19 protein-coding genes are annotated in these 14,737 nt (G+C 70.6%); 8 read left to right on the top strand and 11 right to left on the bottom strand.

Going from position 1 to position 14,737, the window contains the following annotated elements:
* Window positions 1-261: 261 nt before the first annotated feature.
* The 3 genes from H521_RS0110555 to H521_RS22815 are packed head-to-tail and all read right to left on the bottom strand — an operon-like array spanning window position 262 to window position 3,892.
* A complete protein-coding gene (locus tag H521_RS0110555; protein WP_022892991.1) occupies window positions 262-1,698 on the bottom strand; it encodes a lipase maturation factor family protein in 1,437 nt (478 codons plus the stop codon).
* Window positions 1,699-1,719: 21 nt separating this feature from the next.
* A complete protein-coding gene (locus tag H521_RS0110550; protein ID WP_022892990.1) occupies window positions 1,720-3,159 on the bottom strand; it encodes a phytoene desaturase family protein in 1,440 nt (479 codons plus the stop codon).
* A 4-nt stretch (window positions 3,160-3,163) separates the two neighbouring features.
* Entirely contained in the window at window positions 3,164-3,892 is a 729-nt protein-coding gene (locus H521_RS22815) for an NUDIX domain-containing protein (RefSeq protein WP_084512253.1), read from the bottom strand.
* 59 nt (window positions 3,893-3,951) lie between these two features.
* Here H521_RS22815 and H521_RS0110540 point away from each other — a divergent pair, with 59 nt between their 5' ends.
* The gene (locus H521_RS0110540; RefSeq protein ID WP_022892988.1) at window positions 3,952-4,800 is read left to right on the top strand and encodes an MBL fold metallo-hydrolase; all 849 of its coding nucleotides are present in this window, start codon (window positions 3,952-3,954) and stop codon (window positions 4,798-4,800) included.
* A gap of 59 nt (window positions 4,801-4,859) precedes the next feature.
* Here the strand turns inward: H521_RS0110540 and H521_RS0110535 are convergent, their stop codons facing one another.
* Window positions 4,860-5,432 carry an NADPH-dependent F420 reductase gene (locus H521_RS0110535; RefSeq protein WP_022892987.1) on the bottom strand — a complete coding sequence of 191 codons (573 nt, stop codon included), beginning with the start codon at window positions 5,430-5,432 and terminating at the stop codon, window positions 4,860-4,862.
* A 99-nt stretch (window positions 5,433-5,531) separates the two neighbouring features.
* On the opposite strand from H521_RS0110535, the gene H521_RS22810 reads away from it, so the two are divergent.
* Window positions 5,532-6,071, top strand: a complete 540-nt coding sequence (locus tag H521_RS22810) for a MarR family winged helix-turn-helix transcriptional regulator (protein ID WP_022892986.1) — start codon at window positions 5,532-5,534, stop codon at window positions 6,069-6,071.
* 33 nt (window positions 6,072-6,104) lie between these two features.
* Here H521_RS22810 and H521_RS0110525 read toward each other — a convergent pair whose 3' ends face one another.
* Window positions 6,105-6,674 carry a dihydrofolate reductase family protein gene (locus H521_RS0110525; RefSeq protein ID WP_022892985.1) on the bottom strand — a complete coding sequence of 190 codons (570 nt, stop codon included), beginning with the start codon at window positions 6,672-6,674 and terminating at the stop codon, window positions 6,105-6,107.
* Between the two features lie 179 nt (window positions 6,675-6,853).
* On the opposite strand from H521_RS0110525, the gene H521_RS0110520 reads away from it, so the two are divergent.
* Complete coding sequence (locus tag H521_RS0110520) at window positions 6,854-7,591, top strand: SDR family NAD(P)-dependent oxidoreductase (protein ID WP_022892984.1); 738 nt, start codon at window positions 6,854-6,856, stop codon at window positions 7,589-7,591.
* 32 nt (window positions 7,592-7,623) lie between these two features.
* Here H521_RS0110520 and H521_RS0110515 read toward each other — a convergent pair whose 3' ends face one another.
* Window positions 7,624-7,926, bottom strand: coding sequence for a DUF1540 domain-containing protein (locus H521_RS0110515; RefSeq protein ID WP_026482160.1), 303 nt, complete (start codon window positions 7,924-7,926; stop codon window positions 7,624-7,626).
* A gap of 175 nt (window positions 7,927-8,101) precedes the next feature.
* Entirely contained in the window at window positions 8,102-9,046 is a 945-nt protein-coding gene (locus H521_RS0110505) for a cytochrome b/b6 domain-containing protein (protein ID WP_026482159.1), read from the bottom strand.
* A gap of 175 nt (window positions 9,047-9,221) precedes the next feature.
* On the opposite strand from H521_RS0110505, the gene H521_RS0110500 reads away from it, so the two are divergent.
* Complete coding sequence (locus tag H521_RS0110500; protein WP_022892981.1) at window positions 9,222-9,863, top strand: ClpP family protease; 642 nt, start codon at window positions 9,222-9,224, stop codon at window positions 9,861-9,863.
* Window positions 9,860-10,477 carry a ClpP family protease gene (locus H521_RS0110495; protein WP_022892980.1) on the top strand — a complete coding sequence of 206 codons (618 nt, stop codon included), beginning with the start codon at window positions 9,860-9,862 and terminating at the stop codon, window positions 10,475-10,477. The genes H521_RS0110500 and H521_RS0110495 overlap by 4 nt, the downstream gene beginning before the upstream one ends.
* Before the next feature lie 58 nt (window positions 10,478-10,535).
* On the opposite strand, the gene H521_RS25465 is transcribed toward H521_RS0110495, so the two are convergent.
* Window positions 10,536-11,042, bottom strand: a complete 507-nt coding sequence (locus H521_RS25465) for a helix-turn-helix domain-containing protein (RefSeq protein WP_084512250.1) — start codon at window positions 11,040-11,042, stop codon at window positions 10,536-10,538.
* A 72-nt stretch (window positions 11,043-11,114) separates the two neighbouring features.
* Window positions 11,115-11,354, bottom strand: a complete 240-nt coding sequence (locus tag H521_RS22800; protein WP_022892979.1) for a hypothetical protein — start codon at window positions 11,352-11,354, stop codon at window positions 11,115-11,117.
* 170 nt (window positions 11,355-11,524) lie between these two features.
* On the opposite strand from H521_RS22800, the gene H521_RS0110480 reads away from it, so the two are divergent.
* Together H521_RS0110480 and H521_RS0110475 are read left to right on the top strand one after the other, a co-directional pair.
* The gene (locus H521_RS0110480) at window positions 11,525-12,010 is read left to right on the top strand and encodes a hypothetical protein (RefSeq protein ID WP_022892978.1); all 486 of its coding nucleotides are present in this window, start codon (window positions 11,525-11,527) and stop codon (window positions 12,008-12,010) included.
* Between the two features lie 12 nt (window positions 12,011-12,022).
* Window positions 12,023-12,445 carry a hypothetical protein gene (locus H521_RS0110475; RefSeq protein ID WP_022892977.1) on the top strand — a complete coding sequence of 141 codons (423 nt, stop codon included), beginning with the start codon at window positions 12,023-12,025 and terminating at the stop codon, window positions 12,443-12,445.
* 293 nt (window positions 12,446-12,738) lie between these two features.
* On the opposite strand, the gene H521_RS0110465 is transcribed toward H521_RS0110475, so the two are convergent.
* Window positions 12,739-13,377, bottom strand: a complete 639-nt coding sequence (locus H521_RS0110465; RefSeq protein WP_022892975.1) for an SDR family oxidoreductase — start codon at window positions 13,375-13,377, stop codon at window positions 12,739-12,741.
* A 65-nt stretch (window positions 13,378-13,442) separates the two neighbouring features.
* On the opposite strand from H521_RS0110465, the gene H521_RS0110460 reads away from it, so the two are divergent.
* Window positions 13,443-13,928: an NUDIX hydrolase gene (locus tag H521_RS0110460; protein WP_022892974.1), complete on the top strand. Its 486-nt coding sequence runs from the start codon at window positions 13,443-13,445 to the stop codon at window positions 13,926-13,928.
* A 57-nt stretch (window positions 13,929-13,985) separates the two neighbouring features.
* Here H521_RS0110460 and H521_RS0110455 read toward each other — a convergent pair whose 3' ends face one another.
* Window positions 13,986-14,681, bottom strand: a complete 696-nt coding sequence (locus H521_RS0110455) for an NAD-dependent deacylase (RefSeq protein ID WP_022892973.1) — start codon at window positions 14,679-14,681, stop codon at window positions 13,986-13,988.
* Window positions 14,682-14,737 lie beyond the last annotated feature (56 nt).

Below are 14,737 nucleotides of genomic sequence, written 5' to 3'. Positions count from 1 at the left end.
CGCTCCCCTCGACGAACCGCGTGCCCTGTCCCGCTCGTTCCTCCACCGCATGCCGCACCCTCTCTGGCGTCGCCGTACCGGCCCTCGCGGCGAACGCGAGGAGTTCCCTGTGAAACGGTGGCGGCACAGGGTGAACAGTCGGGGTGGGGTGATCGACGCGTCGGCGACGGATCGGGGAACGCTCGCCCCGACTGCGGGTTGGGCCCGTCAAACCCTCGAAAGCGCAATTCCGACGAGCTCGACCCGCGGGGGCGGACCGGGTCAGCGCAATCCCGATGGCGCCACGACGTCGCCCTCGAGCGTGCGCACCCACCGCTGCCCCGTCTCGCGGAACTCGGCGTGCGTCGAGAAGCGGTAGTGGTATGCCCGCACCCGCACCCAACGCGGCGCAGCCCCGTCGAACGGGTCGGTGCGCAGCAGCGCGAGCGTCGGGGCATCCGCTTCGAGCAACCGGGCGAGGAACACCTCGAACCACGGCTCCCACATGCGCCCGAGCGGCAGGAACCACATCAGCCAGTCGAGGCGCAGGTGGTACGGCGCCCACTGTCGCGGCACCCGTCGCACGTCGCCGGGCTTGCCCTTGAAGCCGTATTCGCGCCATTCGTCGTCGCCCGGCGACTCGGCCAGCGCGCCCTCGACGACGAACTCGATGCGGCGTTTGGTCACCGTGCCGAAGGCGCCGTAGGCGTTCACGAGCATCCAGCGATTGAAGCTCGCGTTCATGAGCTGCCGGCGCGACAGCAGGTTGCGCACCGGCCAGAAGCTCAGCACGACGAGCAGGGCGGATGCCGCGAGCACCACGATCGCCCACCAGATCGGCGTCGCCGCGGCATCCGTGCCCAGGTCGGTCGGAATCGCCGGAATCAGCCAGTGCCATGCCGAATCGGTGATGGCGGATGCCGCGAGCACGACGGTGATCCAGTTGAGCCACGCGAAGTTGCCGGTCACGATGAGCCAGAGCTGTGTGAGGATCACGATCGCCGCCGCGCCCGAGCCGACCGGGCCGGGCACGAACAGCAGGAACGGCATAACGAGCTGCGCCACGTGGTTGCCGAGCACCTCGCCCTTGTGGAACCACCGCGGCAGCAGGTGCGCCTGGCGGCTCAACGGGTTCGGCATCGGTTGGGTCTCGTGGTGGTAGGTGAGGGCGGTGAGATCGCGCCACTCGCGCCCGCCGCGGATCTTGATCATGCCCGCGCCGAACTCGAGGCGGAACACGAGCCACCAGATCAGCACGATGATCGTGAGCGGCGGCGGGGTCTCGTTCGAGCCGAGGAACGCGACCGTGAAGAGCGCTTCGCAGAGGAGCATCTCCCAGCCGAAGCCGTAGAAGGTCTGGCCGACGTTGACGATCGACAGGTAGAGGAGCCAGAGCGCGAGGAAGACGAGCAACGGCAGCCACGGCGGGCCGAGTTGCGGCAGGCCGACGACGACGGATGCCGCGAGCACGAGCCCCGCCACGGCGACGACGATGAGGCGGCGATCGGTGTAGCCCCAGCGGAAGAGGCTCGGCCCGCGCAGGCGTGGCGCGAGCCGCAGCAGTTCGGGCACCGGGAGCAGGCCGTGCTCGCCGAGCAGCGGGCGGAACTGGTTCAGCGTCGAGAGGAACGCCAGGAAGGCGAGCGCCGCCACCCCACGCTGCAGCACCTGCCGCGCGATCTCGAAGTCGTGCGCGTCGAACCAGGAGGCCCACTCCATGCGCTCAGGCTACGCCTCCCGTCAGCGCAGGCCGAAGCGCTCCTTCAGGGCGAGTTTGGCGGCGAACCATCCGTTGAAGCCGTGCACCGCGGGCCCGGGCGGCGTCGCGCTCGAGCAGAGGTAGACCCCGTCGATCGGGGTGCGCCACGGCGCCGTCGACACCACGGGCCGTTTGACCAGTTGTCGCAGCGTCAGCTCGCCCGAGTAGATGTCGCCCCCGATGTAGTTCGCGTTGTACCGCCCCATCTCGACCGCCGAGCTCGCGGCCGATGCGAGCACGACGTCACGGAACCCCGGCGCGAACCGTTCGACCTCGGCGGTGATGAGCTCGGTCGCGTCGAGGGTCGACCCCGCCGGCACGTGCGTGTACGCCCACAGCACGTGCTTTCCCGCGGGTGCCCGGCTCGGGTCGGCGACGGTCGGTTGCGTCGCGAGCACGTACGGATGCCGCGCACCGCCGTCTGCCCCCGCCGCCCCGGGCTGGAAGCCCCGGTGCACGGCGTTCTCGGCAGCGGCGATCTCGGCGCGAGACCCGCCGAGATGCACCGTTGGCGAGAGCCCGACGTCGGGGTTCGCCCACGGCACCGGCCCGCTGAGCGCGAAGTCGACCTTCGCGACGCCCGATCCGTAGCGATAGCGGCGCAGCGCCCGTGCATAGCTCGCGGGCAGCTCCGCAGAGAAGAGCAGCTCGGGAGACGTGTCGAGCAGCACCGCGCGGGAGTCGGCGACGTCGGAGAGCGAGGTCACCGCGGCATCCGTCACGATCTCACCGCCGCGTGCGCGGAGCTCGTCGGCGAGCGCATCGGCGATCACCTGCGAACCGCCGACCGGCAGCCCCCAGCCGACCCCGTGGCCGTGCATCGCGAGCAGCATCCCCGCGCCGGCGCCCGAAAGCGAGGGCATCGGACCCGCCGCGTGCGCGACCACCCCCGTGAGCAGTGCCGGGGCGACATCGCCGTCGAATCGCGAGTTCCACGCCGGGCTGCCCTGTTCGAGCGCGCGCAGGCCGAAGAGCACGGCCGCGATCGGGTCGCGCGGCACCCGCAGCAGCTGCGAGCCGGTGAAGTCGACGACACCGCGGCTGCGGGCGATGAGGGGGGCGAGCAGCCGTCGCCATGCAGCGCCATCGCGGCCGAGCCCGTCGACGGTGCGATCGAGATCACGCCACGCGAGGCCGGCGCGCCCACCGTCGAGCGGGTGGGCGTACGACATCTCGGGCACCACCCAATCGACGCGGTCGAGCAGGCCGAGCTTCCTGAACACGGGCGATGCGAGGCCCGCCGGGTGCACCGTCGCGCACACGTCGTGCCGGAACCCCGGCAGCGTGAGCTCGGCGGTGCGCAACCCGCCGCCGATCGTCGGTGCAGCCTCGAGCACGCGCACCGAGAGCCCCGCACGAGCGGCGATCACTGCGGCGACGAGCCCGTTGGGCCCGCTGCCGACGACGGTGACATCGGTCATGTGATCAGAACGAGTTGAGGTACACCCACGGCAGCCGGTCCATCATGAGGCGGTGCCGGTTGCCCTCGGCGTCGGGCGCGTCATCGGGCACGGCGGGTTCGCGCTCGCGCAAGTGCTCGGCATCGGCGTACTCGTCGTCCTCCTGCCAGAGGATCGTCGAGCCGCCGTGCGCGACCCGCGCCACGTACGGTCGCACCTCGCCGGAACGCAGTTCGTCGAGTGCCTCGTCGACCGACGCCGCATGCGCCAGGCCCTGCAGCGTCACCCAGGTCGGCGGCCAGAGCGTCATCGAGCCGGCCGTGTGCCGGTCGAGCGCGTCGATCGGTCGCAGCCACTCGGCCGCGGCGACCTCATTCGGAGCCAACCGCAGTTCGCCGTCGGGCATGCGCACGGCGAAGAAGGTCGTGGTGAGCTGCTTCGGGGAGTTCTTCGGCGGCGTCCAGTGCGAGAACGGCACGAGCTCGGCGGGGTCGATCACGAGGCCGACCTCTTCGAGGGTCTCGCGTGCGGCGGCCCGCCGGGCAGCTTCGATGCCGTCGATGGGGTCGCCCGCGGCATCCGCGTCGTCGACCGCGCCGCCCGGGAACACCCAGGCGCCCGCGAACGAGCCCCGATCGCGCGGCCGTTCGGCGAGCAGCACCTCGAGCCCGCGCTCACCGTCGCGCAGCAGCACGACGGTCGCAGCGGAACCGGTGGCCGCCGGGTCGGTCATTGATTCGAGATCGCTGTCCATGCCCTCAGACTAAGCCGCTCCGCGCCGAGGCGCACGGGGCCGGCCGATACACTTCCGGCATGGATCAGGCCGACACCCCCGGCGCACGCGTGTCGGAGCTCGCCCGCCTCGTGCTCGCCCCCAACGCCGGGCCGATGACGCTCGACGGCACGAATTCGTACCTGCTGCGAGCGCCAGGAGCAGCGGGGGTCGTCGTGATCGACCCGGGGCCGGCCGATTCCGGGCATCTCGCCGCACTTGCGGGCGCCGGCCAGGTCGAACTCGTGCTCGTCACGCATCATCACGCCGACCACACCGAGTCGCTCCGTGCGTTCCACGAGATGACGGATGCCCCGGTGCGCGCGATCGACCCGGCACTCTGCTTCGGTGGGGCACCGCTCATCGACGGCGAGCGCATCCGCGCGGCCGGGCTCGAGATCGACGTGATCGCGACGCCCGGGCACACGGCGGACTCGGTGTGCTTCGGGCTACCGGCCGACCGCATCGACGCGAGAGGCAGCGCCGGCACCGACGTCGGGGTCGAGGCGCCACCCGGCATCCGAGGCACCGTGCTCACGGGCGACACGATCCTCGGCCGCGGCACCACGATCATCGCCGATCCCGACGGCGCGCTCGGGCCGTACCTCGAGTCGCTCGAGCGATTGCGGGCGCTCGGCACTCCGGGGCCGGTCGGCGTGCTGCCCGGGCACGGGCCGGCGCTCCCCGACCTCGCCGCGATCTGCGACGCCTACCTCGCGCACCGCGCCGAGCGGCTCGAACAGGTGCGCGCGGCGCTGCGGCAGCTCGGCTCCGATGCATCCGTCGACGCCGTCACCGACCTCGTCTACGTCGACACGGATGCCTCGGTGCGCAGTGCAGCCGAGGCATCCGTTCGAGCGCAACTCGCCTACCTGCGCGGCACCGGCTGACGCTGGACGTCAGGTCGGCGCCGCGTCGGTTCGGCCGGCTCAGGCTCGCTCAGGCCGGCTCAGGCGACGAGGGCGAGACCGGCGTTCCAGGCGACCTTCTCCTGCACGGCGAGCGTGAGCTGCAGGAACCCGACGGCCTCGAGTTCGCGAGCTCGCGACAGGCGGCCCGCGTCGACGGCATCGACACCGCCGGCCCGCACGACGCCGGCGAGCGCCTGCTTGGCTGCATCGTCATCGCCCGCGATGAGCACGGTCGTGGGGTTCGGGCCGACCGACTTCGAGGCGAGCGTGGCGGCGAAGTTCGTGTTGAACGCCTTGAGCACGGTGGAGTCGGGCAACGCAGCCGCGAGCTCGCTCGCCGAAGAACCGTCGGCCGGCACGACGAGGCCGTCGAAGGTCTCGAAGTTCAGGGGGTTCGTGATGTCGACCACGACCTTGCCGGCGAGTTCGGCACCGCGCGTCGCCACGATCTCGGCGAGAGCGGGGTGCGGCACCGCGAGCACCACGATTTCACCGGTGATCTGCTCTGCGGTGTCGCGCCCGATGAACTGCGCGGTGTTGCCGCCCGCTGCGACGATGCCTCCGATGGCCGTACCCATGTTGCCCGATCCGATGATGCTGACGGTCGTCATGACTTCCTCTCCGCGCCGTTCGACGCGATTACTTGTATCGACAACCAACACCCTACGCCGATTCAGTTGTTGCGTCAACCAATGCGATAGACTGCCATCATGACGGATGACACGCGGTGGCTCGCTCCCGAGGAGTCAGCGGCCTGGGTGCGTCTCGTGGCGATGGCCGAGCTGCTCCCCGGCGCCCTCGATGCGCAGCTGCTGCGCGACGCCGGGCTCACCCACTTCGAGTACGCCGCCCTCATGGCGATCGCCGAGGCGCCGGCCCGCACCATCCGCATGACCGAGCTCGCCTCGCGAACCAACGCGACGCTCCCCCGCCTCTCGCACGTCGCCCGGCGGCTCGAGGAACGCGGGCTCATCACGCGCTTCCCGTGCCCCGAAGACCGGCGCGCAACCAATGCGCGCATCACCGAGGCGGGTCTCGACCTCATCTCCCGGGCCGCGCCCGGCCACGTCGAGACCGTGCGCGCGAACGTGCTCGACGCCCTGACCCCGACGCAGCTCGAGCAGCTCTACGAGATCGCCGGCGCCGTGCTCACCCGGCTCGACCCCGACGAGCGACTGACCGCGACCTCGTGCCAGTTCAGCGAGGGCCCCGTCGTCGGCGGCGAGCGCCTCCGGTCCTCCGCTCGGTAGTCATGCCCGCCGCCCCAGCGACGCCGATCAGCGTCAGGCCGTGACTCGCGTGGGCCGGTATCGCGCGGCGACCGCGCCCGACCGGAACTCATGGCGATCTACGAGCTCGAGCTCGATGCGCTCGCGCAGACCGGCGAGCAACGTCGGCCCGTGTCCGGCGAGAACCGGATGCACGACGAACTCGTACTCGTCGATCAGTCCCAGATCCGCCAGCGCGAGAGGGAGCGTCACGCCACCCACCCACAGGCTTTCGCCCGACTCCTGCTTGAGCCGCTGAACCGCTGGCCCCAAATCGCCTCGCACCAGTTCAGCATTCCAATCGACCTCGCTGAGCGTGCTCGACACGACGTACTTCTTCGCCCGGTCGATGGTCTCGGCGAACGGGGTCTCCCACTCATCCATCCAGTCGGGCCACGTGCCCGTGGCCGGCTTCCGCCACGCCGACTCCATCATCTCGTAGGTCACCCGTCCGAAGAGCAGGGCATCGGCTCGCTCCATCTCAGCGGTCCAGTAGCGCATCGACTCCTCGTCGGGCGGGAGCCCTGCCTCGTGATGGCAGCAGCCGTCGAGCGTGACGTTGATCGAGTATCGAAGTGGTCTCATCTCGTTGCCCTCCCCTGATGCGCGCCGGGCGCCCATGCAGGAAGCATAAACGTGGCGGAAAAGAGACCTCGAATATGCGAGGTCCGAATCACGCCAGATCGCCGTCAGCGTCGCGCGCAGGATCGGAGGTACCACTCGAACCGGCGATCCTCGCCGGACAGGAAGGATGTACACATTCCATGAGCACCATCGCATTGGTCACCGGAGCGAATCGCGGACTCGGTCTCGCAACGGCCACCGCGCTCGCCCGCACCGGCGCCCTCGTCATCATCGCCGGACGCGACCTCGCGGCGGTGAGCGCCGCAGCCGACGCACTCGTCGAGCAGGGCCTCAGCGCAGAACCCCTGGTGCTCGACGTCGCCTCGCCGACGAGCGTCGCCGCCGGTGCCGCCGCGATCGAGTCGCGCCACGGACGCCTCGACATCCTCGTGAACAACGCCGGCATCCTGCCCGAGGCCACGAGCGAGGGCGACCACGAGTTCGTCGATCTCGGTGCGTTCGCGCGCACGTTCGAGACGAACGTTCTCGGGGTGGCGACGGTCACCGAGAAGTTCCTGCCGCTGCTTCGCCGCAGCGACGCCGGCCGCATCGTCAACGTCTCGTCGACGATGGGTTCGTTGAGCGATCAATCGGATGCGAGTTCGCCGTACTACTCGAGCGTCGTGCCCGCGTACCAGGCGTCGAAGGCCGCGGTGAACAGCATGACGATCGGGCTGAGCAAGCAGCTCGCCGGCACCAAGCTCAAGGTGACGGCCGTGTGCCCCGGCTGGGTGCAGACCGACCTCGCTCCCGGGAATCGGGATCAGGCGCCGACGACCGCCGACGAGGCGGCTCGCATCGTCGTGACCGCGGCGACCCTGCCCGAGCACGCCGCATCGGGCACCTTCATCGACAGCGCAGGCCCGGTCGGATGGTGACCGTCAGTGCGGGTCGGTTTGCTCAGTGAAGGTCAGCGAGGGTCGTAGGTGAGGCAGTCTGCGTCGACGGCACCCGGCCCGACACGCACCGAGGGTGCGGTGCACTCGAGCGAGGTGTTGTGCACGCATTCGGCGCGCTGGCAGGCGCCGACGTGGGTCACGACCTTGTCGAGCCCGCCCTTGCTGCCGAGCGGGATGAAGGTGGCGCACTCGGCGTCGCCGACCGACCCACCGATGGTGACCGCGGCCGCGTGGCAGTGGGAATGGTCATTGTAGGAACAGCCGGCCACCGAACATTCGGCGACGGCGGGCAGTTCGTCGAGCGTCATGCTCATGGTGGCCTCCCGGTGGGTGTACGACTCGTTGACCGCGATCGTACGCCCGCCGACCCGCTTCCCGCAGCATCCGATGTGCGACTTTCCGCAGATCACGGCGACTTTTTTCTGAGGCCAGCCTTACCTATCCGGCCGCTGGCGCCACCGGCGCTGGCCGCCGCGCTGGTGTCCCGGCTCAGCGCGAGACAGTGCCCGTGCGCCTCGCGATGGGCGTCAGCACCTCGGGTCGTACGGCGAACCAGCCCGCCACCAGAACCACGAGCGACACCGCGAAGATGGCGAAGCCCAGCCACGACGCGTCATCGCGGCTCGCGTACATCGCGTCGAGGTTGCGCAGCGCGCCGGTCGCGAAGACGAGCGCGACGTGCACGATGACGAACGCCACGAAGGCGAGCATCACCGGGTAGTGCACCGCCCGGGCGAGCGAGGCCGGGTAGAGGGTATTGAGCCGTTCGGCCCGCTGCGGCCACACCGACGACAACCGGAGCCCCGTGATCACGGCGAGCGGTGCGACGACGAAGACGATGCCGAAGTAGGTGAGCACCTGCAAGCTGTTGTAGTTCACCCAGGCATGCTCGACCGGCCAGTTCAGCGAGGCGTACTGCAGGGCGGCCGACACGGCGTTCGGCCAGATGTCGCCGCTCGTCGGCACGATGCGCATCCACTGCCCGGTGACGAGCAACAGCACGACGAAGACGATGCCGTTCAGCACCCAGAGCGCGTCGACGACGTAGTGCAGCCACAGGTAGATGCCGATCTTCCACGGCGGGTTCTTCGTGCGCACGAGGCCGTCGTTGCCCCGCACCCACCGCGCAGGCGGCCGCCCTCTCTTTCGCAGCAGCAACCCGGAGCGCACGAGCAGCACGAGGAAGAACCCGTTGAGGAAGTGCTGCCAGCCGAGCCACGCGGGAATGCCGACGGGCGCGCCCTCGGGCAGCGGCGTCGTGCCGGGGTACCGGGCGATGAACTCTTGCACGGGCGCCTGGCCGCGCAGCCAGATCGCGAGCAGCACGACGGCGGCGAGCAGCGCCACCGCCACCGGCACCACCCAGACGAGCGGCAGCCACCGGGTACGCCGACGGGTCGCGTGATGCGCGGTCGGGTCGGTGAGGCGGGTCACCGGGATATTTTGGCACGGCGCTCCGTGCGCGTGCCGATGAGATGACCCGAAGAGTCACGGATGCCGCGCGGCCCCGCTGCTCTCGGCAGCACTGCCCTCGGCAGTTCCGCTCAGGGCAGCTCTGCCCTCAGCGGCATCCGCCCCATGACTCGTCGGGCCGACGCAGTCTGGAGGCATGAGCGACCACGAATCCCCACCGATCCTGCCCATCGACGCCGAACTCACGAAGCGCCTCTTCCACGAGCGCATCATCGTGCTCGGCGACGAGCTCGACCAGGCCGGCGGCAACCGACTCATCGCGCAGCTCGTGACCCTCGCGGCCGACGACCCGCGCCGTGACATCCGCTTCTGGATCAACTCGCCCGGCGGCTCGGTGTCGGCGATGCTCGCCATTGCCGACCTCATGCGCTCGATTCCGAACGACGTGTCGACGATCGCCGTCGGCGTCGCGGCGAGCGCGGGCCAGTTTCTCCTCTCCGCCGGCACGCCGGGCAAGCGCTTCGCGCTGCCGCACGCTCGCATCCTGATGCACCAGGGTTCGGCCGGCATCGGCGGCACGGCGGTCGACGTCGAGCTGCAGGCCGACGACCTGCGCTACACCCGCGACACGGTGCTCGGCCTCGTCTCGGCGTTCACCGGCCAGCCCGTCGAGCGCATCGCCGAGGACTCGCTGCGCGACCGGTGGTACACGGCGGCCGAAGCGGTGGACTACGGCTTCATCGACCGCATCGCCGACGGTTTCGGCGAGATGTATCCGCAGGGCCAGCGCCCCCAGTTCGGGCTGCAGGCGAACACCGGAATGGGAGTGCCGGCATGACCAGTTACACGATCCCCTACGTCGTCGAGAAGCGCGGCAACAGCGAGCGCTCGCTCGACGTCTACAGCCGGCTGCTCTCGGACCGCATCGTCTATCTCGGCACCGAGATCGACGACGGCGTCGCCAACGTGCTGATCGCGCAGTTCCTGCACCTCGCCTCGGAGTCGAGCGAGACGCCGATCAGCCTCTACCTCAACTCCCCCGGCGGCTCGCCGGGCGCGGCGCTCGCGGTGTACGACACGATGCAGCACATCAAGCCGGATGTCGCGACGACGTGCGTGGGCCAGGCGGGCGGGCCGGCCGCGGTGCTGCTGGCCGGGGGCGCGAAGGGCCAGCGGGCGATCCTGCCGCACGGGCGGGTGGTGCTGCACCAGCCGTCGACGCAGGGGCGGGGCACGATTCCCGACCTCATCCTGCACGCCGACGAGGTCGTGCGCGTGCGCGCCGAGCTCGAGGCGGCGCTCGCGGCCGACACCGGCCGCGACGCATCGGCCCTGCGCCACGACACCGATCGCGACCTGATCCTGCCGGCCGCCGCCGCCGTCGAGTACGGCCTCGCCGATCACGTCTTGACGAGGCAGGTGCTCGTCGGCGCCGGGGCCGGGCGCGGGTAGTCTCCCGGCCGACGCCGTGCGCCAGTCATCAGGGCCGACGCACGGCGCACCGCAGGCGTCAGGCGGCGAGCAGGTACCCGTTCAGCACGGTGGGCGCGCCGGTCGCAGCGGAGAGCGGATGCTCCGAGTCGAGGTCGAAGGGATCGTGCGTGTCGGCCCGGAAGGCGAACGATGCCTCGACCCGCAGCAGTTCACGCCGCTCGGCCTCGCGCCGGTCGGTTCTCTGTCGTTCGCCGAGCAGCGCGCCGACCCGCTGCACCACGTCGACGAGCTCGAGCCCGAGGGCCTCTGCGACCGAACCGAGCACCTCTGATGAGGGCTCCTTGCGGCCGCGCTCGACCTCGGAGAGGTATTGCGGTGAGACGCCGGCCGTCGCCGCCACCTCGGTCAGGATGCGCTCCTGCCCGAGACGCTCACCCCGCAGCACCTCGCCGAGTGCGTGCCGCCAGAGCGGCTTCGCCGCGCTGGGCTTTGCCGCAGTGCTCTTCGGCACATTGCTCTTCGGCGCGCGCGGCTCCGACTCCCGCCCGCCAGCTGCCCGTGTGAACTCGATCACGTTGCCCATGCCCCGAGGCTAGCCGCGGCATCCGCTCGCGTCAGGTCGATCCGCTCAGAGCAGAACGGTCGGCCGCGGCGACTACGCCGGCGGGTTGTCGGGGTCGAGGGTCTCGATGGAGTCGGCCTCGACCGCGTTGTCGGCGTCGAGGTCGTTGGGGTCGTCGCCCTCGGTCGCCGCATCCTGCGCGGCGTCCTCTTCTGCGGTCTCCATGTCGTCGGCGGCGGTGCGATCCGCGGCGTCGCTCGGCTCGGCAACATTCAGCGGGTCGCGACGCTGCATCACGCCGCGCGCATCGGTGGGGTCTCGTGGGTCGGTCATGGTTCCTCCGAGGTCGAGTTGCCTCCAGCGTGCGCGGGCATAGCGACATCCGTCAACCGCTTGACGCCCGGCCGCAGACGTTCACCGATCCGCTGTCCACGCGACACCGCGCCGTGAGAGGGTGGGCAGACCGAGCCCGCATCGGGCGCCGAGACGAGGGGACACCGCAGATGGGCTTGTTCGACAAGGCGAAGAACGCGTTCACCCAGGCCGGAGCTCAAGCGCCGGGCCAGGCCGCCGGGCAGGACTGGGCCGCGCAGGCGCAAGCCGCGCAAGAGCTCGCGAACCAGGCGATGCGCGACGCCGGCTACACCGACGGCGCTCCCGTCACGATGGCGAACGCGAGCGAGGTGAGCGCCGCGATGTCGGCCGACCACGATGTGCTGAACGCCTACGGCCAAGAACTCAACCGCATCATCGCGATCGGCCAGCCCGGCACCTCGGTGATCCGCAGCGCGGTCGACACCGGCGAGCGCATCTCGGGCAACCCGTGGTATCAGCTCGAGATCGAAGTGACGCTGCCCGGCCGTGAGCCCTACCTCGTGCAGAAGCGCGAGATGCTCGCGCCGCAGTTCCTCGCGAACTACGCCGAGGGCAGCGCGCACGACATCGCGGTCGATCCGGCCGACCCGAACAAGACCGCCTTCACGAGCTGATCGAGTCGGCAGATGGGCGTCTTCCGCGACCTCTTCCGCCTCACCAAGGCGGGCTACACCCAGTCGGTCGACACCGATTACCGAGAGAACCTGCGCCAGTCGGCCGATCTTGCCGAGCAGTTCGCGGGTGTCGGGCCGAATGACGCGACCGGCACGCACGGCGCGGCCGTCGCCAATCCATTCACGAACATGGCCGCGTACGGGCAGATGCTGCAGGGCTCGGGCACGGTCGTCTCGCTGGCTGACACCGGCAAGCGACTCGGCGACGCGGTCGTCTACGCCGTGCAACTCGACGTGACGCTGCCGGGTGAGGCGCCCTATCGCACGGTCTACCAGACCGTCATCGCCGAGGGCGCGTTGCACAACTGGCAGCCCGGCTCGGTGCTGCCGGTGCGGGTCAGCCCGACCGACCGAACCTCGGTGATGCTCGGCTGAGCCGACGCTCGGCCGACGCGCGCCGACGTTCGGGCGCGCAAATGCTGGCGGTCGAGCCCGGCCGCGGGCAGAATGATGCGAAACGCGGAGGTGGCGATGTCGACGGAATTCGTGCTGTGGTCGATTCTCGGTCTGATCGGAGCGGTCGGCGGGGTGCTGCTGGTCGCCGCGCTCTGGTCGCTCGTGCGACGGCCCCGCGAGCACTGAACACTCGCAGCAGCCCGCCGGCACGCGCACGGTCAACCGAGCGCGCACGGTCAACCGAGCGCGCACTGTCCGTCGAGCGCGCCTGGTCAGCCGAGCGCGTCGGCGATCGGCGTGCTGCCGCCGTTGAAGCGGATGGTGCGGTGAATCGTCTGCGGCCGTTCGAGCACGGCGGCCGCGACCGCGGCGACATCCGCTCGGTTGACGGAGCTGCTCTCGGTCGCCGTGACATCGATGCGTCCGGTCGCCTCACCGTCGGTGAGCCTGCTCGGCCCGAGGATGGTCCAGTCGAGCTGCGTCTGCTCGAGGTGCTCATCGGCGACGGCCTTGGCCTCGGCGTAGGTATGGAACGAGTTCGACTCGGGCACCGTGTGGTCGGGCGATTCGAAGTAGGAGACCATCACGTAGCGGCTCACGCCGGCACGTTCGGCGGCCCGCATCGAACGGATCGCCGCGTCACGATCGACCGCAAAGGTGCGCTTCGGGTCGCCGCCCCCGGCGCCGGCCGACCAGACGACGGCGTCGTGCCCGCGCAGCAGCTCGGTGAGGCCATCGAGATCGAGACGCTCGATGTCGGCCACGACCGCGGTCGCACCCGTCGCCTCGATGTCAGCGGTGTGCTCGGCGTTGCGGATGACCGCGTCGACCTCGTCGCCGCGCTCGGCGAGCACCCGTTCGAGCTGCAGCGCGACCCTGCCGTGACCGCCGATGACGATGATGCGTGCCATGTGCTTCCCCCTCGTGAGTTCAGGTCAACGCTACTCCCGAAGGTGCCGCGCCGGTCGGGGGCACCATGCCGGTGACGAGCGCCGGCGTGCTGCTCTATCGGCGCTCGCCCGAGACCGAGGTCTTCATCGCCCACATGGGCGGGCCGTTCTGGGCACGCAAGCACGAAGGGGCCTGGACCATTCCGAAGGGCGAGATCGGTCTCGACGCCGACGAGGCACTCGAAGAACTGCTGGTCGCTGCGGCCCGCGAGTTCACCGAGGAGATCGGGGTGGCGCCGCCTGCGCTCGAGTACGTCGACCTCGGCGGGTTCCGCTACTCGTCGGGCAAGATCGTGCATGTGTTCGCCGGTGAGGCGCCGGAGTTCGAGATCGACGAGGTGACGAGCAACACATTCGAGATGGAATGGCCGCCCCGCTCGGGGCGGACCCGGTCGTTCCCCGAGGTCGACGAGGCGCGGTGGGTGCCGCTCGGCGAGGCGCGCGAGCTGCTCACCAAGGGACAGCGTCCGGCACTCGACGCGCTCGACCGGCGCCTCGGGCACGCCGACTGAGCCGGCTCGGCCTCTGCAGAGCGGATGCCGCGTGGCCGGCGCCGTGCGTCAGGTCGCTCACGCCGTGGCGGCGAGCATCTCGTCGACCCACGCCGACACGACGACGCTCGCCGCACCGAGTCGCACCTCGTCGAACAGCGACGAGACCTCGCTCGTCTCGAGGTTCAGTTCGAGCGTGCGCGCGCCGTGCTCGGTCGCCGTCCAGACGAACCCCGCCGCCGGGTACACCGCCCCCGAGGTGCCGATGGCGACGAAGAGCTCGCACGCCGCGAGCGCCGCCTCGATGCGGTCGAGCTCGTACGGCATCTCGCCGAACCACACGACGTCGGGGCGCAGCATCCGCTCGCCGCAGACCGGGCACGGAGGCCATTCGGCGAGATCGGCGGGCACGGCAGACCGCGCGCCGCACGACGCGCAGAGGGCGGCGGCGAGTTCTCCGTGCATGTGCACGACCCGGGTGGATCCGGCACGCTCGTGCAGGTCGTCGACGTTCTGCGTCACGAGCAGCAGCTCGTCGCCCAGTCGCTGCTCGAGCCGGGCGAGCGCCTCGTGCGCCGGGTTGGGCAGCGCGGCTGCAGCGGCGTGCCGGCGCGCATCGTAGAAGCGTTGCACCAGGTCGGGGTCGCGCTCGAAGCCCTCGGGCGTCGCGACGTCGTCGACGCGATGCCCCTCCCACAGCCCGCCGGCGTCGCGGAACGTCGGCACGCCGCTCTCGGCCGAGATGCCGGCGCCGGTCAGCACGACGATTCGCATGGCTCCATTAGATCGTGGATGCCGAGATCGCGGATGTCCGAGGTCGCGGGATGCCG

Source organism: Agromyces subbeticus DSM 16689, from assembly GCF_000421565.1.
Lineage (GTDB): Bacteria > Actinomycetota > Actinomycetes > Actinomycetales > Microbacteriaceae > Agromyces > Agromyces subbeticus.
Note: the sequence above shows the minus strand (reverse complement) of the source record. Positions and strands in the feature narration are given on the sequence as shown.